Consider the following 23,418-nt stretch of genomic DNA (forward strand, 5'->3'; position numbering starts at 1 on the left):
GCGGCGCTTTTCAACCCGCTTGTCCACCCTTGCCACGCGCTGTTCAATTTATGGCAGATGTCCAGAAAACCGTGTTGATCCGCCATTCGGCGGAACAGATGTTCGACCTCGTTACCGACGTCGCCGATTACCCCAACTTCCTGCCCTGGTGCGGGGGTGTCGAAATCCGCCACCGGGACGAAACCAGCATGGAGGCGAAGATCGACATCAACTTCAAGGGCATCAAGCAGCACTTCGCCACGCGCAACAGCATGGAACGGCCTACGCGCATCGATATGGAGTTCGCGGACGGCCCGTTTCGCAAGTTCACCGGTTTCTGGCGTTTCACGCCGCTGCGCGCGGATGCCTGCAAGATCGAATTCGCGCTGCACTACGAATTTACCAACATCATTCTCGAGAAGATCATTGGGCCGGTGTTCAATCACATCGCCAACACGTTCGTCGAGTCATTCGTGAAGCGCGCCGACCAGCGCTACGGTAAGGCATGAGCGCGCGCCTGTCGATCGAAGTGTGCTATGCGTCGCCCGGCGGGCAGGCGCTGATCGCCGTGGACTTGCCCGAGGGCGCCACGCTGCAACAGGCGCTCGACGCGAGCGGCATCCTGCAGCGCTTTCCGGGTATCGATCTGAACACGCAGAAGGTGGGTGTGTTCGGCAAGCTCAAGCCGCTCGATACGGTGCTTGCCGATCATGACCGGGTCGAGATCTATCGTCCGCTGCTGGTCGATCCGAAGCTGTCGCGCCAACGCCGCGTCGAGAAGACCCGCAAGGCAGGCTCGATCGAAGGGCGCCGTTGGCAGAATCGGGATTCGCGTTAGGCGGCGCGCGCCGTGCGTTGAAGTGGCGCGGCGGGTTCGCGCCAAAACGTTGCCAACCGTTGTGTCGTCATCAAGGCGCCGAAACCTGCGCCTTCTTCTTGATGGGCGCGAGCCCCGACGAATCATCGTCCGCATGCTGGCGCACCGACCAGCACACCCCCGCCACCAGCAGCAGGATCGCGGCGAGTTCCAGTGGACGCGGCAGGCGCTGGTCGTACATGAACGCGTAGAACAGTGCGAAGAGCGTCTCGAACACGATCATCTGACCGGACAGCGTCAACGGCAACCGCTTCGACGCGGCATTCCACAGCCCGTTGCCGAGCCACGACGCGCCGATCGCGAGGCCAAGGTTCAGCATCCAGAACGTGTGCCAGCGCGCGTCGGCCAGTTCGCCTTGCGGGCCGCCCGACGGCAGCACCGCGATCACGAGCCATAGCGCCGCGCCGAGCGCGCCCGTCACCACACCCCACAGCACGGACCATTCATTGCCGGTGAAATGCGTCTGGCGCTGCAGATAGCGGGCGTTTTCGACCGCGAACCACGTCCAGCAGGCCAGTGCCCCGACCGCACAGGCGACCCCGAGAAGCTTCGTGGCGACGCTCACCGGCGCGCTGTCCGCTACCGTGAACACGTCGACGTTGATGCAGACGATGCCCGCCATCACCACCGCCAACGGCCACGCGAGGCGAGCGAGCGGCACTGCGCCGTTATCGCGCCGCCCGAGCAGTGTGACCGTGACCGGCAGCACGCCGACGATCAGCGACGCGGGTGCGATGCCGATCAGATGCACGGCCGCCGTCAGCAGCAGGTAATAGATGAGATTGCCGGCCAGCGCCAGTTTCACCAGCGCGCCGAGATCCTCGCGTGTCAGCCGTTTGACGAGCGAGCGCGCCATCGGCAGCGCGGCGGCCAGCGAGACGATGCCGTACATCGTGTAGCGCCCCGCGCTCAGCAGCAGCGGCGAAAAGTCGGGCAGCACGCGCGGCACCAGAAAAACCATGCCCCATAAGGCCCCGGCCATTACCCCATATGCCACACCGCGTTGCATCGACCGCCCCTGCAAGAAAACTGGAATGGCCCGCAGGATAGCCGTTCCTCGGGCTAAGCGTCTTGTTCGATTCTGCATTCGGGCGGTTTTTGGGCGGTTTCGATGCGCCGAGCCGTCCTTTTTTGCGCAGTGTTGCAGGGCTTCGGCGGGGCGGGCGGCGCTCGCCGCCCCCAGCGCTGCGCCACGTGAAAAGGTCCCCGGCCAGACCACCCGGTGTCCCGCTGCCCTCGAACGCGCAAACGAAACCCGATCGAACCCGGCGCGAACAGCGAAGCGAAATCGACCGGTGCGAAGACACGAAAAAATCGCCCGAAATTCGCTAAGCTGCTGTTCGTGCAGTGAAAACCGGGGAGGTATCGCGTATAATTCGCTTTTGCGCCTATAGGATTTGCCATGCGTCTGATCCAAACAGCACTCACGTTCGATGACGTGCTCCTCGTCCCGGCTTTCTCCGATGTTTTGCCGCGCGACACCAGCCTCAAGACCCGGCTGACCCGCAACATCTCCCTGAATATGCCGCTCGTGTCCGCCGCCATGGACACCGTCACTGAAGCTCGCCTCGCGATCGCGATGGCGCAAATGGGTGGCGTGGGCATCATCCACAAGAACCTCACGCCGGCCGAGCAGGCGCGCGAAGTCGCCAAGGTCAAGCGTTTCGAGTCGGGCGTCGTGCGCGATCCGATCACGGTGCCGCCGCAGATGAAAGTGCGCGACGTGATCGCGCTGTCGCAGCAGCATGGCATTTCGGGCTTTCCGGTCGTCGAAGGCGCGCAGTTGATCGGCATCGTCACGAACCGCGACCTGCGCTTCGAAGAGCGTCTGGATGAGCCGGTGCGCACCATCATGACGCCGCGCGAGCGCCTCGTCACGGTCAAGGAAGGCACGCCGCTCGCCGAAGCGAAGGCGCTGATGCACAGCCACCGCCTCGAACGCGTGCTGGTGATCAACGACGCGTTCGAGCTGCGCGGCCTGATGACCGTCAAGGACATCACCAAACAGACCGAACATCCGGACGCCTGTAAGGACGAACACGGCAAGCTGCGCGCGGGCGCGGCGGTCGGCGTCGGCGCAGACAACGAAGAGCGCGTCGAGCTTCTGGTGCAGGCGGGCGTCGACGTGATCGTCGTCGATACCGCGCACGGTCACAGCAAGGGCGTGCTCGAGCGCGTCAAGTGGGTCAAGCAGAACTTCCCGCACGTCGAAGTGATCGGCGGCAACATCGCCACCGCGGCGGCCGCCAGGGCGCTCGTCGAGTACGGTGCGGACGGTGTGAAGGTCGGCATCGGCCCGGGTTCGATCTGCACGACGCGGATCGTCGCCGGCGTGGGCGTGCCGCAGGTCACTGCGATCTCCAACGTGTCCGAAGCGCTCAAGGGCACGGGCGTGCCGGTCATCGCCGACGGCGGCGTGCGCTTTTCGGGCGACGTCAGCAAGGCGCTGGCAGCGGGCGCGAATGCCGTGATGATGGGCAGCATGTTCGCCGGCACCGAAGAAGCGCCGGGCGACGTGTTCCTGTATCAGGGCCGTCAGTACAAGTCGTACCGCGGCATGGGTTCGGTCGGCGCGATGAAGGACGGCGCGGCGGACCGCTACTTCCAGGACAACTCCGCGAACATCGACAAGCTGGTGCCGGAAGGTATCGAAGGCCGCGTCGCCTACAAGGGCTCGGTCAACGCGATCCTGTTCCAGCTCATCGGCGGCGTGCGCGCGAGCATGGGCTACTGCGGCTGCCGTACGATCTCGGAGATGAACGACAAGGCCGAGTTCGTGCAGATCACCGGCGCGGGCCTGCGCGAATCGCACGTGCATGATGTGCAGATCACCAAGGAAGCACCCAACTACCACGTGGACTAAACGCCAATGAAGCCACTGCTGCGCGTTGTACTCATCCTCGATGCCTTGTTGTTGCTTGCGTTCGGCCTGCTGTTTCTGCTGACGCCCTGGACCTCGTTGTACGACGCGCTGCAGTTGGTGCAAACCCAGCCGGCGCTGGTCGGCCAAGGGTTTGGCGTGGCGCTGATCGGGCTCGCGTGGCTGGCCTTGCACGCATCGTTCGACGGGGCGCTGACGTCCGCGGTCGCCAAGGTCGTCGGTCATGTGAACTGGCTGACCGGTGTACTGATGCTGGTCTGGCTGCTTGGGTTGCATACACCGGCGCTTACCGGCTTCGGGCAGATCATCGCGGTGCTGGCGGGCGTCGTGCTCGTGGTCGTCGGTCTCGGTGGGGTGCGTTTGTCGGGTGCCGTGCGGCGGCGCGAGAAGGGGATCGTGGTCAAAGGCTCTTCCAGCCGTGCTGAAAAGCGCGCTGCCCGTGAAGCCGAAGCCGAGGCGGCAAAGGAAGCCGCAAAACGCCGTGAACTGGAGCGCGAGCCTCGCGTCACCGCGGGCTTTCCGGTCTATCGCGCCGAGCCGGTCGTCGAGCCTGTCATGCCGGTCACACGGCCGGTCAATCCGGACACCCCGGTGAATCCCGTGAGTGCCGCTTCGACGACGCCGGTGCATCCTGTGACGGGCGAAGCCGGCCTCACGGAGTCCGAACGCGCTGCCCGGGCCGCGCGCGAAGACGCCCGCAACGCCGCCGCAGATGCCTCTGGCGGGCCCCGGCCGCCGCTTCATGGCTGACGCGCTGCGCGTCACGCCGTCCGCCGAAGCTACCGGATTCCGTTCGCGCGTTCATTCGCGCGCGCCGCAGGCAGATGGCTGCCACGGTGCATACGCCAGTACGCTTCATCGTTATGTTTCATGCTCGATCGTTCCCACGTGGATCGCTTTGAATTCAACGCCGCGCCTCGTGCGCGGCATTCCGTATTTGCTCACTTTTGACTCCGTCCGCTGCCATGCATGACAAGATCCTGATTCTCGACTTCGGTTCGCAAGTCACCCAACTGATTGCACGTCGCGTTCGCGAAGCCAACGTGTATTCGGAAATTCACCCGTACGACGTCGATGCGTCGTTCATTCGCGACTTCGCGCCGAAGGGCGTGATCCTTTCCGGCGGCCCGAGCTCGGTCACAGAAACGGATACGCCGCGCGTGCCGCAAGCGGTGTTCGAACTCGGCGTGCCGGTGCTCGGCATCTGCTACGGCATGCAGGCGATGGCCGAGCAACTGGGCGGCAAGGTCGACATCGGCCATCTGCGTGAATTCGGTTATGCCGAAGTGCGCGCGCGTAACCACACGAGCCTGCTCGAAGGCATCAGCGACTTCACCACGCCAGAAGGTCACGGCATGCTGAAGGTCTGGATGAGCCACGGCGACAAGGTGCTCGAAATGCCGCCGGGCTTCGCGCTGATGGCGTCGACGGAATCCTGCCCGATCGCGGCTATGGCCGATGAACAGCGCCGCTTCTATGGCCTGCAATGGCACCCGGAAGTCACGCACACCGTGCAAGGCCGTGCGATGCTCGAACGCTTCGTGCTGCAGATTTGTGGCGCGCGGGCCGACTGGGAAATGGGCAACTATATCGACGAAGCCGTCGCGAAAATTCGCGAGCAAGTCGGTAACGAGCACGTGATCCTGGGGCTGTCGGGCGGTGTGGATTCGTCAGTGGCGGCAGCGCTGCTGCATCGCGCGATCGGCGACCAACTCACCTGCGTGTTCGTCGATCACGGCCTGCTGCGCCTGAACGAAGCCGAGCAGGTGATGGCGACCTTCGCCGACCACCTCGGCGTGAAGGTGATTCACGTCGACGCAAGCGACGTGTTCCTGCGCAAGCTTGCTGGCGTGACCGATCCGGAAGCGAAGCGCAAGATCATCGGGGCGGAGTTCGTCGAGGTGTTCCAGACCGAAGCCGGCAAGCTGACCGATGCGAAGTGGCTGGCGCAAGGCACGATCTATCCGGACGTGATCGAATCGGCCGGCAAGGGCAAGAAGGGTGCGCAGACCATCAAGAGCCACCACAACGTGGGCGGCCTGCCGGAGACGCTGAATCTGAAACTGCTCGAACCGTTGCGCGAACTGTTCAAGGACGAGGTGCGCGAACTTGGCGTGAAGCTCGGTTTGCCGCCGGCGATGGTCTATCGCCATCCATTCCCGGGCCCGGGTCTGGGCGTGCGGATTCTCGGCGAAGTGCGGCGCGATTTCGCGGACCTGCTGCGCCGCGCGGACGCGATCTTCATCGAGACGCTGCGTACGTTCATCGACAAGGACACCGGCAAGTCGTGGTACGACCTGACGAGCCAGGCGTTCGCGGTGTTCCTGCCGGTGAAGAGCGTGGGCGTGATGGGTGACGGCCGGACCTATGAGTACGTCGTCGCGCTGCGCGCGGTGCAGACGCTGGACTTCATGACCGCGCATTGGGCGCATCTGCCGCACGAGTTGCTGGGGCATGTGTCGAACCGGATCATCAACGAAGTGCGCGGGATCAACCGGGTGGTGTACGACATCTCGGGGAAGCCGCCGGCGACGATCGAGTGGGAGTAAATGAGACTGCTCCCCAGTCGTTCCGAGAGGTCCGGTTTTCCATGTTTTTCCGTTTAAAAACATGGGGTTATTGTCCGGTGTGTTCTGCTGTGACTTGGGCAATGCCTGATGGAAATGTCGGTATCGGTGACGGTACAGGCGTTTCTCCCTCGGACGGCCTTGTCCGATACCGTCAAATCAGTCTGACGGTATCGGTTGACGGTATACGTTCGAGGAGTCCCTATGCTCACAGACATGCAGTTGCGAGCGCTGAAGCCGGCCAATAAGATCTACAAGGTTGCCGATCAGCGGGGGCTCTATGCGGCAGTGATGCCGGCAGGCGCGGTGAGCTTCCGGTACGACTACCGGGTGAACGGTCGCCGGGAAACCTTGGTTATCGGCCGGTACGATCCATCACTTTCCGCACGGAAGCCACGCAAGCCAGACGAGCTCGGATTCGGAATGGCTATTAGCCTCCCGGGAGCCCGGCTTCTACGGGGCCAAGCCTACGGAGCAATCCAACGCGGAGAGAGTCCTTCACGTGCGAAAGTCGAGAAACGGGTCGAGGCGACCGAGGCACTAACGTTTGGTAAGTGGGCGGAGAGATACTTTGCAGACACTGCTCCTGCCGACTCCACACGAGCGATGCGCAAATCGGTATACGAGCGGAATCTCGCGTCGGAATTTGGCCGGCTGAAGTTGGAAGAGATCACGCCGCACGACTGATGGCGCGCTGCGAGCAGATCAAGCAGAGGGGCGCCGCGGCCCCAGCCGTGCAGGCGCGTGACATCGTTCTGCAGGTCTACCGTTTCTTGCAAGCGCGGGAACTAAGGTCGAAAATCCTGCGGAGGCCTTCCGCCCGTCTGCAATCGCTAGTTTCAAGCCGCGTGATCGGACGCTGACGGCGCTGTCAAGGTCGGCGACGAGATGGCGATAGGATTAGCCCTTGCTCAAATCGCGGACGGGTCTTGGGTGAGTCCCGTATGCCGATGCCATGCCTAAAGGCGGGCGGCAAGCTACTTTCGATAGCGCGAAGCGCGAAGCAGATGTCGTTTGATCTCGACGTGTTGCCGGATCAGGCCGAAGCTCGACAGGGCCCCTCCGCGCGAACAACGGACTTCTTTGCGGGCCGATCACGCCCGTCGCTTCGTTGGCGTCGCGCCAAGCAGAACGGTCAGGGACGCCTCCTCCCTGTCAGGATAAACGTCGACGAAGCTAGCTCGCGGCCCTCAACTGGGACGCCGCGAGACGCAACTCACCTAGATACCGCTGAACCGCGGTTTTCTGGTCGAATTGCCCCGTGGGAAGGCTGACATTTACCGCCGCTATGGTCAGGCCGTCCTTATCGCGTACCGGGACTGCAAGCCCGCAAATGGAATCATCGAGTTCCCCGTCAATCCATGAGTATCCGTCGCTTCGTGCGGCAAGAATTCGTTCCCGCAAGATTGTTTTGTCCATCACGGTGGCACCGGTCAGATGCTTGAGCGTGGCCATTTCGAGGTAATGGTTCAACTCTTCGTCAGGGAGACCGGCAAGCATCACCCGCCCCATCGACACGGCATGTGCGGGTAACCGGCTTCCTAGGGTCGGACTCATGGGCAAGATCCGTTTTGAATGCTGACGCTGGATGTAAACGATGTCCTCGCCGTCGAGTACAGAGAGGGCGCACGACTGCTTGATGCGCGTGCAAAGTTCCTCAAGCGCCACTTGGGCCTCACGCCAATAGGGAAGCGTGCCCAGATACGAAAGCCCTAGCCGCAGAACGCGCGGCGTGAGCCAGTATTGCTTTCCGTCGGACTTCACGAAAGACAGCTCAATCAGAGTCATCAGAAATCGTCGCACGGCGGTTCGCGGCAGACCGACACCGTCGGCAATCTCTCCCAGCGTCTGGTGCGTTGCACCGCGTCCCATCGTTTCGATCACCGCGATACCACGCGCGAATGTGCGGACGAACGATTCACTCTCAGGCGTTGCCATGCTTTCTCCGTGAGCCTTGACATCTCAGATTTAAGTTGCGATTATGACCATTAGGCGGACATATATATCCGCTTAGCGGACATTGTATCGAACTAATAGCAATCCATCAACTCGATATGGAAACCTCATGAAAGCCGAAATTTTCGAGACAGATTTCTGGAAGGACGCCGAACTGCGCAAGACCTGGGACGACATCATCCCTGGCGAGCCGCGCAAGACGTTGCCTTACACGCTCACGCTGGAAGCAATCCAGAAGCTGTGCCGGGTGTTGGGCGACACGCATCCACTGTACTTCGATGAGGAGTACGCGAAACAGAGTTCCTACAAAGGGTTGATCGCACCGCCTTCGATTCACATCCTGCTGATGTTCTCCTGCACGCCTGCCGACGACTGGATGCGCAGTCCCGGCACCATCAACGCTGGTCAGTCGTGGAGCTACAACGTTCCCGCCCGCCCGGACGACACTATCCGCCTTGAAGCGCGCGCACTCGACAAATTCATCAAGAAAGATCGTTTGTTCGTCGTTCATGACAACGTTTTTTTCAACCAGCACAACCAGGTGATCTGCTCCGGCCGCGGCTGGACGATTCGCGCTTTCTGAGGATGACCATGACAAACGCATTTGACACCTTGCAGGCGGGGCAGCAGATCGACGGCACCCCCTTTTCGCCTACCCGCGAAACCATCCGCGAATTTTGCGAAGCATCGCTGGATTTCAATCCGCTGCACCTTGATGACGAGTACATGAAGGGCAGTTTCGGCCGGACGAGTTTCGGTGGAATCATCATGCACGGCATGAACAACTTTGGCGTTATCACGAAGATGCTGACCGACTGGCTCTATCCGCGCGGCGGCGTTCAGCGCCGGCTGGAAACCCGCTGGAAGGCGCCGGTCAAACCGGGTGACACGATCACGCCGACCGCCACGATCACGGTGGTGCAGGTGACTAAAAAAGGACGCTGGGCGACGCTCGACGTCCAGGTGTCCAATCAGCGCGGCGAAACCATTGCGGTTGGCGAGGCGATGGTGGAGTTTCCGGCCGTGCTTTGATCGATGCCTCCTAGGCCGGGGCGCCCACGTTCATTCCCGATAACAACATTGAGACAGCCTGACCATGTCATTGGAAGAAACGCCAGTAGCCGAGGGGCGCCCGCAGGCCCTGTCGCACATCCGTGTGCTTGATCTTTCCCGCATTCTTGCCGGACCCTGGTGCAGCCAGAACCTGGCCGATATGGGGGCGGAAGTCATCAAGGTCGAGCGGCCGCGCATCGGCGACGACACTCGCGCCTGGGGGCCGCCCTGGATCCGGGACGCAAACGGAGCTGACACTCGCAACTCGACGTACTATGCCGCGGCTAACCGCGGCAAGAAGTCGATCACAGTCGATATCGCCTCGCCGCAAGGTCAGGCGCTGGTGCGCCAGCTCGCTGCGAAAAGCGATGTGGTGATCGAAAATTACAAGGTCGGAGATCTGAAGCGCTATGGCCTCGACTACGAGTGCTTGCGCGAGGTCAACCCCCGGCTGGTCTACTGTTCGATCACCGGCTACGGTCAGGACGGTCCCAGCGCGAACAAGCCCGGTTACGACTTCGTATTCCAGGCAAAGGGCGGTCTGATGAGCATCACCGGCGAACAGGACGCGTTGCCCGGCGGTGGACCGCAGAAGGCCGGCATCGCGATTGCCGACGTCATCACGGGCATGTATGCCACGATCGCGATCCTTTCAGCGCTTCAGTACCGGACAGTGTCGGGCAGGGGGCAGTACATCGACATGGCGTTACTTGACTGCATCGTCGCATTGGGTGGCAACCAGGTGACCGGCTTCTTCGCCAACGGCAAGGTGCCGCATCGTTATGGCAATGCCCACGCGAGCCTCGTTCCTTATCAGGTGTTCACCGTCGGTGACGGAGAGATGGTGGTCGCCGTCGGCAACGACACCCAATGGCAACAGTATTGCGATGCAATTGAGCGTCCGGATCTGGCCGACGATCCGCGCTGGCGTTATGTGACTGGGCGCATCACCGGACGCAATGAACTCGTGCCCGAACTGGCGCGCGCGATGCTGACTTGCTCCAAGGCGGAATGGATCGAACGCTTCGATGCACGCGGCGTGCCGTGCGGTCCTATCAATGACTACCGGGAAGTGTTCGAGGACGAGCAGGTCCAGCATCGTGCGCTGCGAGTTGATATGCGCCAAGCCGATGGGGGCACTGTCTCCACCATCGCCAGCCCACTACGGCTCTGCGATACCCCGCCGTCCTACCGTCGAGCGCCACCGACTCTCGGCGACTCAACCGATGCGGTGCTTCAGGAACTGCTCGGTTGTACGCAGCAGGAAATCGCCGACTACCGTGCGAACTGCGTCATCTGAAGGACGTTTTCATGACCAGCACCGTCAATATTTCCCCTTCCGCTTCGCCATTGGCCGTCTTCCGTGACTATCTGGGTATGGGGCAACTGGCCTACCAGCACGACGCCGCAACGGGCGAGGCTGTGTTCTATCCGCGCGTCGTCGGGCCCCGTTCTGGCAACCCGGATCTGACATGGCGTATCAGCACCGGCCTCGGGACCGTTTATGCCGTCACCGTCATCAGTCCGCGTGGGGAACCGCCTTACAACGTCGTGCTTATCGACGTGGACGAGGGCTTTCGCCTGATGAGCCGGGTCGAGGGCTTGCCGGCCGAGTCGGTCCGCATTGGCATGCGGGTGCGGGCTCGTGTACATCGTCCCGCTGATGGACAACCACCGTACCCCGTCTTCGATGCGGAGATAGCATGACCGGATCCATACTCAAACGCGGCGCTTGCGCCATTTTGGGCGTAGCAGAATCCGATCTCGGCGAGGTTGGTGCGGGCCTTTCGGCCATTGATCTGATGGCGCAGGCAACCCACCGTGCCCTGCAGGACTGCGGCCTGTCGTTGCGCGATGTGGACGGCGTCTTTGCGACCACGTCGCAAAGTCGAATGCCCACGCTCGCGCTTTGCGAATACCTCGGTGTCAAGCCGCGCTATCACGATGGCACGAATATCGGAGGGGGCAGCTTCATGTCGATGATCGCGCATGCGCAAGCCGCCGTCCAGTCCGGCCTGTGTGAGGTTGCATTGATCGCCTACGGCAGTACGCAACGTAGTGTCGGCCGAGCGAACGTTGCCGCTCCCGACGCCAATCCGTACGAGTCACCATACCGGCCGATTTACACGTCGAGTTCTTACGCACTGGCGGCAGCCCGCCATATGCATCAGTACGGCACCACGCGCGAACATCTGGCACATATTGCCGTGGCCGCAAGGCAGTGGGCTCTCCTCAACCCGTCTGCATGGGAAAAACAGCCTCTCACGATCGACGAGGTGTTAGGCGCCCGCATGGTCAGCAGTCCCCTGACCGTGCGTGACTGTTGTCTCGTCACCGATGGCGGCGGAGCACTCATCATGACATCGGCCGAACGCGCCGCGAATCTCGCAGCGCGTCCCGCGTATGTGCTCGGCGTCGGGGAAGATCTGAGCCACTACAGCATCAGTAGCATGGCGGATCTGACCATCACCGGCGCGGCGCGCTCGGGTGCCGCCGCGTACACGATGTCCGGGCTCACGTCGCGGGATATTGATGTGGTTGAAGTCTACGACGCCTTCACGATCACTACCCTGCTGTTCCTGGAAGACCTCGGGTTTTGTCCGAAGGGCGAGGGTGGCCGCTTCGTTGCCGACGGTGCCATCGCACCGGGTGGGGCACTTCCCGTGAACACAAATGGCGGCGGTCTCTCGTACTGTCATCCGGGCATGTACGGCGTATTCGTTCTCATCGAAGCTGTGCGTCAGATACGTGGCGAAGCAGGCCGCCGCCAGGTCCCTGGCTGCGAGACCGCGATCGCGCATGGCAACGGCGGCACATTGTCGAGCCAGAGCACCGTGATCCTTGGCAGTGCAGCCACGGTGTCCTGAGATCAAAGGCCGCCGGCGATGAATAGCACGAGCGACAAAACGCCCAAATAACTACCACTCTGGAGACCAGGTATGTCATCTATGCCAGCTGTTGTCGTACCCGCGGAGCATGCCGTGTACAGAAAGATTGCATGGCGGCTAATACCGTTCCTGTTGCTGTGCTACATGCTGGCAACGATAGACAGGTTCAACATCGGCTTTGCGAAGCTCCAGTTCTTGCACGACCTGAAGCTTGACGACGCTGTCTATGGTATAGCTGCGGGTGTCTTTTCGATCGGCTATGTTGCTTTCGAGGTGCCAAGCAACCTTCTGCTCGAACGCGTGGGTGTACGGCGCACGCTGCTACGGATCATGGTGCTCTGGGGCATGGTTACTTGTCTGCTCATGTTTGCACAGAGCGCACTGCACCTGTACGTCCTGCGTTTTCTGCTCGGCGTTGCAGAGGCCGGCTTTTTCCCGGGAATCCTGCTGTACTTGACCTACTGGTTTCCGGATCGTCTGCGGGGCCGGATGACCAGTCTGTTTGTCATGGCGGTTCCCGTCGGCGGCATCATCTCTGGGCCACTATCGGGATGGGTGATGGCACAGTTCCAAGGCGTCGGAGGTTTTCATGGCTGGCAATGGCTGTTTCTCACGGAAGGCGCGCCCGCAGTGGTATGCGGAGTCGTTGCGTACTTCTATCTCTCGGACAATGCGGCAAAGGCGCGGTGGTTGAGCGATGAAGAGAAGAACTGGGTCCTGACGGACCTGGCGACAGACCGTCAGTCGCGACCCGCAGCGGAGGGCACTTTTCGCGATGCGTTGCGTGATCCGAAAGTGTATTTGCTAGCTTTCATCTACTTTGCCTATTTCTGCTCGCTGAACACAATCCTGTTGTGGGGCCCCACCGTGCTGAAGGCCATTGCCGGACAGACCGTGAGTTCGATCGGATGGACCAGCGGGGCAATTTCCCTTGTTTCGACGATCGGGATGGTGGTCGTTGGCTATAGTTCAGATAAGTACCTGGAACGCCGCTGGCATGTCGCGCTGTGCGGGTTCGCGGCCGCGGCATGTTTCTTTTTGCTGCCGCTGGCAGTCGGTAGTCTGGCACTGACTGTCACGTTATTGACGATCGCGTCTGTCGGCATTTTCAGCGTGCTTAGCCTGTTCTGGACCATTCCGAGTGCCTATCTGAGTCAATCCGCAGCAGCGGGCGGCCTCGCGCTGATCAGTTCGATCGGTTCATTTGGCGGTGCGGTCAGCCCCGCGATGATCGGAGCGGTCAAGGTGCACACAGGTAGTTTGTACGTTGGCCTCGATGTTATAGCGATCCTGTTGGCAATTGGGATGGTGACGTTGCTGGTTTGTATTCCCGCTGCCAAGGGAAGGCAGTAGCTTTTCCTCGTAGCTTATGAAGATCGTAACCTCACTCAAGCGATGCAGAGCGTGAGACCTCGCTCGCTTTCAAGCAGTCCCAGCTCTGTCAGAGCTACAGAGTTGGTCAATCGCACGGGACGAACGAGCGCGTTCAACGGTATGAATTTTCAGCACGACGGGATAGTGGGCTCACTCGCCGCGACGGATGATGTCTGCAAACTCTGCCGGAAACATTCCATGGGCGCCGATATGACCGAATTCGTCAAATGATTTTGAATCGCCGAAGGTGGTAGACGTGACCGGCCCGCCGGCTAGCGAACCCAAGGAATGAATGGCCGTTGTACTTTGAAAGCTGCCGGGGAGGTCACCCGGATCGACGGGCAGTTCAGGGTCGGCTGCCGCTGGTCGCCATCAGGCAGTAGCCGGCCGTGAACGGCCAGTGGCGCGATATGTCCGAGTGACCGCTATAGCTTGGCTACCTGAGCATCGCAGTTGCTGGCGTTCCGGGCAAAATAATAGTTTCTCGTGACATGCTCACGTTTCGTCCCTCCGCCGGGGGTTAGCTGTCGAGGATTCCGGCAGCCAGAAATCCACCGTCAACGGGGACTGTGTGCCCCGTGATGTAGGCCGCGCCGGGCGAGCAGAGAAACACGACAGTGTCTGCAATTTCTGAGGGCTGTCCGTACCGTCGCATTGGCACGGATCTACGGTAGGCATCGCGTGTCTCGGCCGAGTGGTGATCGCGCGTGAGCGGCGTTTCGATAGGACCTGGGGCGACACAATTCGCGGTAATGCCGGATTCGGCCAGCTCGATCGCCATCTGCCGCGTCAGTCCAATCAATGCGGCCTTCGACGTTCCATACGCGGTCCGCCCAATGCCCGCGCGCACGCCGCTGATCGACGCAATGTTGATGATCCGTCCCCACCCGTTGCGTGCCATCAGCCGTGCCGCGCGCTGACCACACAGCATGGGCGCCGTGACATTGACCGCCTGAACCTTCAGCCAGAGTTCAAGCGGGCAATCGAGAAACGACGCGACGCCGGCTATGCCCGCGTTGTTGACCAGTATGTCGCAGCGGCCGTATTCGCCCTCCAGCTGTGCGAAGACACTGCCGATCGAATGCGCATCCGATACGTCGAGCCGGACCGGATCGGCCCGATTGCCATTCGCCGTAATTTCACGTGCAAGGTGCTGCGCCGCTTCGAGGTCGATATCGGTGACGATGACGGTGAACCCTTCGCTCGCAAGCCTTTGCGAAATGGCCGCGCCAATTCCGTTCGCACCGCCCGTGACCATCGCTACACGGGTGGCATGACCGCCGCACGCACGGTCTGCGTTATCGGTGACGTAGTCCATTACTTGCTCTCCCTTGGCAATATAGTCCGATTCACCAGGCCAGCCGGGATGGTGAACACGAGCAGCACACCGACGATCGCGGCAGCCGCCAGCGCATACATTCCCGAAGCGGTGTTGCCGGTCGCGTCGGTAACGACGCCGACGACGTAAGGCGCGACGAAGCCCGACAGATTGCCGATCGACGTAATTAGCGCGAAGCCGGTCGCGGCAGTCGCTCCCTTAAGGAAGGCAGTGGGCAGGTTCCAGAACAGGGGAATCGTCGCCAAAATGCCGGCCATCGCCGCGATGAGTGCCGCGAACGACCACATCGGCGTCGCCCGCAATATCACGCTCAGGATCAGACACACGGCGCCGAACGTACCGGCCAGCGCAAGGTGCTTGCGCCGCTCGCCAGTACGGTCCGAGTTCCAGGCGAGCACGAGCATCGTTAGGATGGCGGCGGCGTAAGGAAGCGCCGTCATCGCGCCGATCTCCCGGATGCCGACAAAGCCCAGCGACTTGACAAGCGTCGGCAGCCAGAAACTCACGCCATACAGTGCGGCGACAAACGCGAAATAGATAGCGCACAGCATCCACACACGGGCGTCCGACAAACCGCGCGCAAAGCTGCCTGCATGGTCTGCGCTCTGCCCGACCTCCGCTTTCAGGGCCGTCTTTTCCGACTCGTCGAGCCAGGTGGCATCGTCGATGGTGTTGGGCACCAAAAGCCAGAAAGCGATGCCGCACAGCACGGCAGGCACGCCCTCAACCAGGAACATCCACTGCCAGCCACGCAAGCCCAATGAGTCGGGCGCGGACGTCATCAGCCACGCTGACAGCGGACTGCCAATCACGCCGGAGATCGGCAGCGCGGTCATGAATATCGCGATGATCCGGCCTCGCGTGCGGGCGGGGAACCATTGGCTGACATAGAGCATGATGCCGGGCGCAAAACCGGCTTCCGCGATGCCCAGCAAAAAGCGCACAAGGTAGAAAGACCTCGGCCCCGTCACGAACATCGTGCAGGCGGACAGCACGCCCCAGGTCACCAGGATCCGGGTAATCCACGCGCGCGCGCCGACCTTATGCAACAGCATATTGCTTGGCACTTCGAACAGACAGTAGCCGATGAAGAAGATGCCCGCCCCGAGCCCGTAAGCGGTATTGGACAGTCCGATATCCGGCGCCATCTGCAGCTTCGCGAACGCGACGTTGACCTTGTCGAGCTGGTTGATGACGAGGCTGACCAGAATGATTGGAATCAGCCGCCAGAAAATCCTGGCATCGGTCGCCCGGTCAACAGGCGCGGGAAAGGTCGTTCCGAGGGCTCCGCTCATTTTTGTCTCCCTGAATCTCGTTGACATACGCCCATGCACCGGCGTAGATTAGTATCAATTGATAATATATACCTGGTTGTGCCGGCATGGCGCGGTTGTGGTGTCGGGACAATCCCTAATCGAGGCACGCGTTGCCAGAGACACATTTTTCCGGAGGAGACATGGACTTCAGCGGCAAGACCGTCGCAATAACAGGAGCGGCAAGTGGGATCGGACTGGCGACGGCGCAGGCTGCGGCCAGCCTAGGCGCGCAGGTGGTGGCGCTCGACCGTGACCGGGGTGCACTGGAGACGATGCGTGAGGACTACGCCGGCAACGACTGGCCTTTGACGGTGGTGGAGGTCGATATCGGGAGCGAGGCGTCGATACGGGATGCGGTCGAGGCGATCGGCGCGTCGGTCGCCAGTGTCGATCTGCTCGTCAACAGCGCCGGAATCGTGTCCCGCGGCATGTTCGAGACAACGACCGCCGAGGAATGGCAGCGCGTGCTGTCCATCAATCTGTCTGGCAGTTTCTTCTGTCTGCAGCACATGGTGCCGCTGCTGAGGGCGGGAACTGGGCGCGCTGCAGTCAACGTGGCGTCGCTGGCGGCGAAGCGCGTGTCCTACACGGGCGGCGTCAGTTACACGGCGGCCAAGGCCGGCATACTGGGTCTTACGCGACACGCCGCGTTCGAACTGGCCAGCGACAAGATCCGCGTCAATGCGGTGTGTCCGGGTCCCGTGCTGACCGCCATGACGCAACGCGCGATCCCGCAAGAGGAGCGGCAAAAGGTGGCCGCGATGGTACCGCTGGGCGACTGGCTGAGCCCGGACGACGTTGCGCAGGCCATCCTGTTTCTCGGCAGTCCGGCGGCAAGGATGATCACCGGCACCTCGCTTGACATCGATGGCGGACTTTCGTTGATCACCGGCGCGTCATTCGAGTCATACCAGCGCGCGCGGCAGTGAGCGTCTTTGTCGGGCTGGCGACGCGTTCAGCGCCGAACGGCTTTCTCACGCGCGGTCACGCCGCTCACCGAACAGCGCTGCCGAAAGCCGGTCTACGTCGGCGGACGAGTAGGCGGTGCTGTTCATCAGTTGATCCAGCAAGCCATTGAGCGCGACGGTTTCGACCGCATTCAGGTCGCGCAGCGCAAAGGCTTGCACTTCGAGCACGATCTTCATGCCGGCTTCGTAAGCGGTTCGACCGGGCTTCGTCAGCGAGTAGCGCGTCGCGCGGCCGTCGTTCGGGTCAGGCACGGCGACGACCAGGTTCAGTTCGCGCAGCCTGAGCAGGCTGCGCCCCGTCTGTACTGGCGTGAGCAGCATGTCGCGGCCGATTTCGGTGGGAATGCTGCCGGGTGCGTCTGCCAGCTTGACGAGCACCCGCCAGTCGAGAACGCGAATTTCCAGATGCCGCTCGAACAGTTCTTCGGCCATGTCGAGGATCGATTCGGCGACCCTGCGGATGCGATACGCAGTGAGTTCTTTGAATTGCATGTCAGTGGTTGACGCTCTAGAGAAACGATTTTACGGCAGCGGGTTGGCTTGATTACGAGCCCTTGACGAAGCCGGGCACCGGGCCTATATTATATCAAACGATAATACATTGAAACCGAGTGTGGTGATAGGCGGCCGTTGGCACGGCGCTGCGACGCCGCGCTCCCCCGGAGGCGATGATGAACGGTGGTCCAGTAGAACTTAGCGGTGTGTCGAGCGGTCTGCGTGAAGCCGGTGTATACGTCTTCGACGTGTCGGAGACCGCATGGCAAGGCGTGGGTAAGAGTGGACTTGCGCAGAAGATCGTGCGGCGCGACGATCGTACAGGGCATTCGTTTGGCTTCATGTCGTTCGACACGATGGCGCGTACGGGGGTACATCAGCACCTCGGCACCGCCTTCAGCTACTTCCTGTCGGGCGGGCTGACCGACTTTCAGGGAACGACGGGTGCCGGCCAACTTGGCGTTAATTTCGCCGGTTCGACGCACGACGCGATTGCCTATCTGCCCACGCTGACCGTGGGTCGCATGGAAGGTCCGGTCGCGTATGGACCCGACGTAAAGCACTCCCTGCATGCCGGCAACCGGCACACCGACTTTGAAAACGAGTTTCCCGAGCATCTCCCCGATCTGAGCATCGAGCTTGACAGGGTGCAGATCAGCGCGACTCGCGTGGCTGGCCTGACTCGCCGGCTCGTCTACGATTACTCGCATACGCGAGTCGTGCGCCGCATGACGCAACTGATGTTGCTGCCGGGCACCGAGGTCCCGGCGCACCGACTCAGCTCGCTCGTAGATGCGTTCGTTCTCGCGGGCGATGTGTCATTCGTCGCGCGCGATGTGGTATCCGACGCGAAGGCCGGCGATTTCGTGGTGATGGAACCTGGCACGCAGGTGACGTTTTCCTCGCGTTACGGCGCGAGCATGCTGGTGTGGGCGGACGGGCCGTCCACGTGGGAGGACGGGCCGGCAAGTCCGGAACTCTACGGATTCACTTCCGCGCACGGCGACCCGTTGCGGTTCGGCAACCGGGCCCCGCTTGACATGGGGCGATGAACCGGCAATTCAGGCGTCGGGAAAGGAATGATTCAGCACGTTGATGAGGCATCTGAAAAGCTAACGATGCCGCGGGCGTCCGGTCGAAACTCGAGACCAGTCATTGCCCCGGCCGGTCCGAACGACAGTAGCGGGTTGTCTAAGGCAGTTCGACGTGGCGGTACTACAAGCGCTCGATGGCATCGGCCGGATTTCCGAGTTCGGCCGATTTGAGTCATTCCTGTCACGTTGCCCTGTGTCCGCTGTACATGCGAATCCGGTCGGTGCTGACTCAACGGATTAATTATAAAACGCCGAAGGTGCAACGCCAAAGTGTCGTTTGAACATCGCCGCGAACGCGCTCTGACTCGTATATCCATGTTCAAGCGCGACATCGACGACTTTCGCTCCGAGAGCCAATTGCTCCAGTGCCAGGAACAATCGCGCGTGCTGGCGCCAGCGCCCGAACGTCATCCCTGTTTCGCGATGAAACATCCGGTGCAAGGTCTTTTCTGCGATACCGAGCGTCCAGGCCCACTCCGCGACGGCATGGCGCTGATCCGGCGAGGCCATGACCGTGTCACATACCGTGCGAAGTTTCGGATCGGTCGGCCATGCGAGATAGAGCGGTAGCCGAGGAATTGCTGTCAACTCGGCGAGTAGCAGTTGCATCACCAGTTCATGGCGACTACCGCGAGCGTAATCGACCGGCACATCCACTGCGGCGAGGATCAATTCGCGCAGAAGCGGATGAACCACCACCACGCAATTGCTGCTCGGCAAATGATCGACAGTACCGGGCTCGACGAATACCGTGCGCATCTTGACGTTACCGCTCATGCGAACAGTATGGTCCAGCCCTGGATCTAGCCACACGGCACGCGTCGGCGGCACGACCCAGCGCCCCGCCTGCGCCTCGATCAACATCACTCCTTCGACCGCATAAAGCAATTGCGCCCGACGATGCCTATGCGATGCCACAAAAGCACCGTGCGGATAGTCGGCGGCCAGCACCGCGACCGGCATCGGTGTACGCTCGAAAGGAACATGGATGTCATGAGGCGGACGCGGAATCATAGGCTGACATTTTTGCGATAAATTGAGTCATTTTAGCGTGAGACGGACTGTACGCCCACCGGCATGATCAGGCTTCGTTTATTTCCACGGAGCGCTTCCTCATGCCTGATCTTCACTTCCTGTTTCCGCTTGCCGCGATATTGCTCTGGGCCGGCAATGTGATGGTATCGAAACTGTCTGCGAATACGATCGATCCGACGGCCATTACGTTCTGGCGGCTCGTACTTGCTGTTGCACTGATGACCCTGTTCGTCTTTAAACCAGCATGGCGAAATCGCGCCGCTATCTGGCCGCAACTACCGAAGCTCGCATTCCTCGGCTTTCTCGCGATGGCGTTGTTTCAGTGCCTGTCATATGAGGCAGCGAAGACCACTACCGCAACAAACATGGCGATCTTGACCTCGCTCGTTCCGTTGCTGACGATGCTTCTTTCTGTTGCGCTACTGCGGGCGGTGCCAACCGTCGGAATGCTGTGTGGCGGCGTTCTGTCATTCGGTGGCCTGGTCTATCTGATCAGTTCGGGAAACCCGGTCGCACTTTTGGCCGGCGGTGTGCATGCCGGCGATCTGCTGTTGCTGCTGGCAACACTTGTCTATGCGCTGTATGGAATTCTGGTACGCCGTTGGCACGTTGGATTGCCGTCGTGGCAGTCGACGTATCTTCAGGCCATCGCCGCACTGGTCTTCATGCTGTTTCTTGAACTGCGACTGCCGGTGCATGCGGCAATTCCAAACCGGGCGAGTTTGCCGTTGATTGTCTACGCGGGAACACTCGCATCGGTTGTCTTGCCGTTTTTCTGGATGCAGGGGATCAAGCATCTCGGCCCTAATCAATGCAGCATGTTCATGAACCTGCTGCCGGTTGCAACGGCGGCGATTGCCGTCGGATGGTTTGGTGAGCACCTTCACGTATATCACCTGCTCGGAGGCGGGGCGTCCGTCCTTGGGGTGTTGTTGGCCCAGACTCTGCGTCGGCCATTGTTCACCGACACAGCGCACACAGCGATGCAAAAATCGGCAGGACGATGAGCGTTTCGGGGATGCGTCTGTTCCCCGGGCCGAAACAGCCATTCGGGCCTAGCGTGCTGGATAGCTCAACTGGGTCGCGTGCTGTCGGTGGCGACCCGGTGAGATTCGAGCAACCGATGCCATTTGCATGAGGCCGAGCGCGGCCAAAAAGAGCCGTTGACGAATCTGGATCGAGCGACGGGAATCAGCTTGATACCGGCCGTTCGACCACGGCCGGCGAGGGTTTCGGTAGGAGCCTCTTGTGCATGCACGTGGCGGTTGACGGGCACAAAACTGTAAACTGCCTGCACGGCCGCACTTCGCCAGGTACCTCATCGCGGCTTATCCGCTCATAGCCAGCTCGCTCAAAAAAGCGCTCCGCAGTCGTTGTCAGTAACCAGACGTCCTGTTCACCGAGTGAGCGAGCTTTTTCTTAAGCGCGCAATAGACAGCGTCCCGTGTGCGGTGCCATGCAACATCCGTCAGACCACGTTTGAATTTAACCGCCAGGGCAGCAAAGCCTCGTAGTCGTCGCCGGTGTGTGCGTGCGGCAGAGCCTTGAACAGCGCGATGAGGTAATGGTACGGCTCGATGCCGTTGGCTTTGCAGGTCTGCACGAGCGAATAAAGGTTGGCGGCGGCATTTGCGCCAGCGACGCGAAACACACGAAGCCCGCGACACACGTCGCGTCCGCAAGCGGGCGCGGCGTGTCGCGGGCGGCCACCGCCGATGGCCGTGTCAGGCCGCTCAGAAGTTGTGGAGTATCCCCACGCGAGCGTTGCCTTGCCAGCTCACATGCGACGGCGCAAAGTCATACGCGGTGACCGGATCGACGCCCTGCGAAGCCTTCAGATAGTCGACAGACGCATACATCTGGGTCCGCTTGGAGAGGCTGTAATAGGCGCCCGCGCTGACCTGATGCCACTTGTTCCCTTCGAAGCGCGTGTGCTGGTAGGCCACTGCGGTCAGCAGCGCGGGCGTTGCCTGCCAGGTGACGCCGCCTTCATATACTTGCATCACGGTGGCATCGCCCTGGTACTTGAGGCGCGTGTTGGTCAGGTTGCCGATCAGCGTCACGTTACCGATCGCGTAGCTCGCGCCGACGCCGAGCGTGCCGAGCGAATCGAGTGCGAATGACTCTTCGATCGGTGTGACATCGTCACCCTGCCGGATCACGACGGTGCGGCCCATGAACGTGCGCATGCCCATTGCCGCATACGGATCGAATGTGGTGCCCGCGAGATACGTATAGGTGACTGCCGCCTTGAATGGCCCGTGTTCATAGAAGCCGCCGCTGCTCCACGCGCTGCCTTTGTGGAAATCGCTCGGCGTATTGCTGAACGAGTACATCGCGATCGCTGACAAGCCGTGGAAGTCGGGCGTGCGGTACTTCACCGAATTGTCGAGCCGGTCGCCGAGCGTACGATCGAGGTCGCCCTGGTGGAACCCGTAGCCCGATGCGACCGCCGCTACGTTGAAGTCCCATGCGAAGTCGGTCGTCGCATCGTACTGGCGGCCGAAAGTGAGCGTGCCGTACGGCGAACTGAATCCGACATACGCTTGCCGGCCGAACATGAGCCCGCCCTGGCCGAGCGAGCCGTTGTCGAGGCTGAATCCATTTTCGAGCTTGAACACCGCGTTGAATCCGCCGCCCAGGTCTTCCGTTCCGCTGAGACCCCAGCGGCTTCCGCGATAGACGCCGCTCTCCATCTTCACATTGTGCGAGCCGCCCTCGTTATTGACGACCGTGATGCCCTCGTCGAGTATCCCATACAACGTGACCGAGCCCTGCGCGTGAGCGAGCGATACTAACGACGCCGCGGTCGCGGCGAGCGCAATCTTGCCTTTCATGTTATCCCCTTGCTGTTGTTGAAAAACGATTGGTCGTGAGCATCCCCGAGGCACGCGCGCGGCGAGCCTCATACGGAAAAATGGCGGGTGCGGCTAGCGTCGCTTAGTGCATTGCGATGAGAAATGCCAGCAACGCGTCTTCGATCGCGCGGAGGTGGTAACCGCCTTCCTGAACCACGACGGTGGGCAAACGCTGCTCGCTAATCAGGTCTGCGATGCGCGCGTATGCATCGGTCGTCACGTCGAACGGCGAGAGCGGGTCGTCGCGATGCGCGTCCCATCCCGCTGCGATTACGAGCGCTTCGGCCTGAAACTCGCGCGCCTGTTGTATCAGCGCGGTGACGGCGCCGACGAAGTCGTCGTCGGTCGCGCAGCGCGTAAGCGGTATGTTCAGATTTGCGCCTTCGCCGGGACCGACGCCGCGTTCAGCCGCCGAGCCGCTGAAGAAAGGAAACGTTTCTCGCGGATCGGCGTGAGTCGAGCCGGTGAAGACGTCGCCGCGCGCATAGAAGATGCCCTGCGTGCCATCGCCGTGATGCATGTCGAAGTCGATGATCGCTACGCGAGCGTAGCGTCGCCGTAGCCGCGTGGCTGCGATGGCCGAGTTGTTGAAGAAGCAAAAGCCGGACGCGCGGTCCTGTTGCGCGTGATGACCCGGCGGGCGGCACAACGCGAGCGCCTTGGGTGCGCCAGCAAGCACGGCATCGGCGGCGGCCGCGGCGGTTTGAGCGGACCAGTACGCGCCTTCGAATGTGTTTT

General features: G+C 61.4%; 21 protein-coding genes and 4 pseudogenes. 15 read left to right on the forward strand and 10 right to left on the reverse strand.

Translation table 11 applies throughout. From position 1 onward, the window contains the following. The first annotated feature begins 50 nt into the window (after positions 1-50). Positions 51-488, forward strand: a complete 438-nt coding sequence (locus CIC12_RS17350; protein WP_168665312.1) for a type II toxin-antitoxin system RatA family toxin — start codon at positions 51-53, stop codon at positions 486-488. Then, the gene (locus CIC12_RS17355) at positions 485-817 is read left to right on the forward strand and encodes an RnfH family protein (RefSeq protein ID WP_168665313.1); all 333 of its coding nucleotides are present in this window, start codon (positions 485-487) and stop codon (positions 815-817) included. The genes CIC12_RS17350 and CIC12_RS17355 overlap by 4 nt, the downstream gene beginning before the upstream one ends. 70 nt (positions 818-887) lie before the next feature. Here CIC12_RS17355 and CIC12_RS17360 read toward each other — a convergent pair whose 3' ends face one another. Beyond that, complete coding sequence (locus CIC12_RS17360; RefSeq protein ID WP_168665314.1) at positions 888-1,865, reverse strand: DMT family transporter; 978 nt, start codon at positions 1,863-1,865, stop codon at positions 888-890. Between the two features lie 393 nt (positions 1,866-2,258). Here CIC12_RS17360 and guaB point away from each other — a divergent pair, with 393 nt between their 5' ends. The 4 genes and pseudogenes from guaB to CIC12_RS17380 form a co-directional block, all read left to right on the forward strand. Then, entirely contained in the window at positions 2,259-3,719 is a 1,461-nt protein-coding gene (gene guaB, locus CIC12_RS17365) for an IMP dehydrogenase (protein WP_168665315.1), read from the forward strand. Between the two features lie 6 nt (positions 3,720-3,725). After that, complete coding sequence (locus CIC12_RS17370) at positions 3,726-4,487, forward strand: hypothetical protein (protein ID WP_168665316.1); 762 nt, start codon at positions 3,726-3,728, stop codon at positions 4,485-4,487. Positions 4,488-4,702: 215 nt separating this feature from the next. Beyond that, a complete protein-coding gene (guaA, locus tag CIC12_RS17375) occupies positions 4,703-6,286 on the forward strand; it encodes a glutamine-hydrolyzing GMP synthase (protein WP_168665317.1) in 1,584 nt (527 codons plus the stop codon). Between the two features lie 222 nt (positions 6,287-6,508). Continuing rightward, positions 6,509-7,169, forward strand: a pseudogene (locus CIC12_RS17380) (tyrosine-type recombinase/integrase); the annotation flags it as partial. Positions 7,170-7,284: 115 nt separating this feature from the next. Here CIC12_RS17380 and CIC12_RS33885 read toward each other — a convergent pair. Together CIC12_RS33885 and CIC12_RS17385 are read right to left on the reverse strand one after the other, a co-directional pair. Then, positions 7,285-7,359, reverse strand: a pseudogene (locus tag CIC12_RS33885) (IS6 family transposase); the annotation flags it as partial. Between the two features lie 121 nt (positions 7,360-7,480). Then, complete coding sequence (locus CIC12_RS17385) at positions 7,481-8,242, reverse strand: IclR family transcriptional regulator domain-containing protein (protein ID WP_168665318.1); 762 nt, start codon at positions 8,240-8,242, stop codon at positions 7,481-7,483. 127 nt (positions 8,243-8,369) lie between these two features. Between CIC12_RS17385 and CIC12_RS17390 the strand changes: the two genes are divergently transcribed. The 6 genes from CIC12_RS17390 to CIC12_RS17415 all read left to right on the forward strand — a co-directional run bounded on the left by CIC12_RS17390 (position 8,370) and on the right by CIC12_RS17415 (position 13,554). Then, on the forward strand, positions 8,370-8,843 hold the full coding sequence (locus tag CIC12_RS17390) for a MaoC family dehydratase (RefSeq protein WP_168665319.1): 474 nt from the start codon (positions 8,370-8,372) through the stop codon (positions 8,841-8,843). 2 nt (positions 8,844-8,845) lie between these two features. Then, positions 8,846-9,292 (forward strand): MaoC family dehydratase, encoded by a 447-nt coding sequence (locus tag CIC12_RS17395; protein WP_238812681.1) that lies wholly within the window; start codon positions 8,846-8,848, stop codon positions 9,290-9,292. Positions 9,293-9,356: 64 nt separating this feature from the next. After that, positions 9,357-10,613, forward strand: coding sequence for a CaiB/BaiF CoA transferase family protein (locus CIC12_RS17400; protein ID WP_168665320.1), 1,257 nt, complete (start codon positions 9,357-9,359; stop codon positions 10,611-10,613). Positions 10,614-10,624: 11 nt separating this feature from the next. Next, a complete protein-coding gene (locus tag CIC12_RS17405) occupies positions 10,625-11,020 on the forward strand; it encodes a Zn-ribbon domain-containing OB-fold protein (RefSeq protein ID WP_168665321.1) in 396 nt (131 codons plus the stop codon). Then, positions 11,017-12,180: an acetyl-CoA acetyltransferase gene (locus CIC12_RS17410; RefSeq protein ID WP_168665322.1), complete on the forward strand. Its 1,164-nt coding sequence runs from the start codon at positions 11,017-11,019 to the stop codon at positions 12,178-12,180. The genes CIC12_RS17405 and CIC12_RS17410 overlap by 4 nt, the downstream gene beginning before the upstream one ends. A 114-nt stretch (positions 12,181-12,294) precedes the next feature. Further along, positions 12,295-13,554, forward strand: coding sequence for an MFS transporter (locus CIC12_RS17415; protein WP_342030545.1), 1,260 nt, complete (start codon positions 12,295-12,297; stop codon positions 13,552-13,554). Between the two features lie 541 nt (positions 13,555-14,095). On the opposite strand, the gene CIC12_RS17420 is transcribed toward CIC12_RS17415, so the two are convergent. Together CIC12_RS17420 and CIC12_RS17425 are read right to left on the reverse strand one after the other, a co-directional pair. Beyond that, positions 14,096-14,893, reverse strand: coding sequence for an SDR family NAD(P)-dependent oxidoreductase (locus tag CIC12_RS17420; RefSeq protein WP_168665323.1), 798 nt, complete (start codon positions 14,891-14,893; stop codon positions 14,096-14,098). Next, positions 14,893-16,209 (reverse strand): MFS transporter, encoded by a 1,317-nt coding sequence (locus CIC12_RS17425; protein WP_168665426.1) that lies wholly within the window; start codon positions 16,207-16,209, stop codon positions 14,893-14,895. Before CIC12_RS17425 ends, CIC12_RS17420 begins: the two co-directional genes overlap by 1 nt. Positions 16,210-16,370: 161 nt before the next feature. Here CIC12_RS17425 and CIC12_RS17430 point away from each other — a divergent pair, with 161 nt between their 5' ends. Continuing rightward, positions 16,371-17,159 (forward strand): SDR family NAD(P)-dependent oxidoreductase, encoded by a 789-nt coding sequence (locus tag CIC12_RS17430; RefSeq protein ID WP_168665325.1) that lies wholly within the window; start codon positions 16,371-16,373, stop codon positions 17,157-17,159. Positions 17,160-17,204: 45 nt separating this feature from the next. On the opposite strand, the gene CIC12_RS17435 is transcribed toward CIC12_RS17430, so the two are convergent. After that, the gene (locus CIC12_RS17435; RefSeq protein ID WP_168665327.1) at positions 17,205-17,690 is read right to left on the reverse strand and encodes a MarR family winged helix-turn-helix transcriptional regulator; all 486 of its coding nucleotides are present in this window, start codon (positions 17,688-17,690) and stop codon (positions 17,205-17,207) included. Positions 17,691-17,866: 176 nt separating this feature from the next. On the opposite strand from CIC12_RS17435, the gene CIC12_RS17440 reads away from it, so the two are divergent. After that, positions 17,867-18,745, forward strand: a complete 879-nt coding sequence (locus CIC12_RS17440) for a cupin domain-containing protein (RefSeq protein ID WP_238812682.1) — start codon at positions 17,867-17,869, stop codon at positions 18,743-18,745. A gap of 279 nt (positions 18,746-19,024) precedes the next feature. Here the strand turns inward: CIC12_RS17440 and CIC12_RS17445 are convergent, their stop codons facing one another. Further along, on the reverse strand, positions 19,025-19,750 hold the full coding sequence (locus tag CIC12_RS17445; RefSeq protein WP_168665331.1) for an AraC family transcriptional regulator: 726 nt from the start codon (positions 19,748-19,750) through the stop codon (positions 19,025-19,027). A gap of 152 nt (positions 19,751-19,902) precedes the next feature. On the opposite strand from CIC12_RS17445, the gene CIC12_RS17450 reads away from it, so the two are divergent. Further along, positions 19,903-20,829: a DMT family transporter gene (locus CIC12_RS17450; protein WP_168665333.1), complete on the forward strand. Its 927-nt coding sequence runs from the start codon at positions 19,903-19,905 to the stop codon at positions 20,827-20,829. 461 nt (positions 20,830-21,290) lie between these two features. On the opposite strand, the pseudogene CIC12_RS17455 reads toward CIC12_RS17450, so the two are convergent. The 3 genes and pseudogenes from CIC12_RS17455 to CIC12_RS17465 all read right to left on the reverse strand — a co-directional run. After that, positions 21,291-21,464: pseudogene (locus CIC12_RS17455) on the reverse strand (transposase domain-containing protein); the annotation flags it as partial. 91 nt (positions 21,465-21,555) lie between these two features. Further along, positions 21,556-22,659, reverse strand: coding sequence for a porin (locus tag CIC12_RS17460; RefSeq protein ID WP_168665335.1), 1,104 nt, complete (start codon positions 22,657-22,659; stop codon positions 21,556-21,558). Between the two features lie 103 nt (positions 22,660-22,762). Beyond that, a pseudogene (locus CIC12_RS17465) lies at positions 22,763-23,418 on the reverse strand (histone deacetylase family protein); the annotation flags it as partial.

Origin of the sequence: Paraburkholderia sp. SG-MS1 (assembly GCF_012275575.1) — a bacterium.
Taxonomy (GTDB): Bacteria; Pseudomonadota; Gammaproteobacteria; order Burkholderiales; family Burkholderiaceae; genus Paraburkholderia.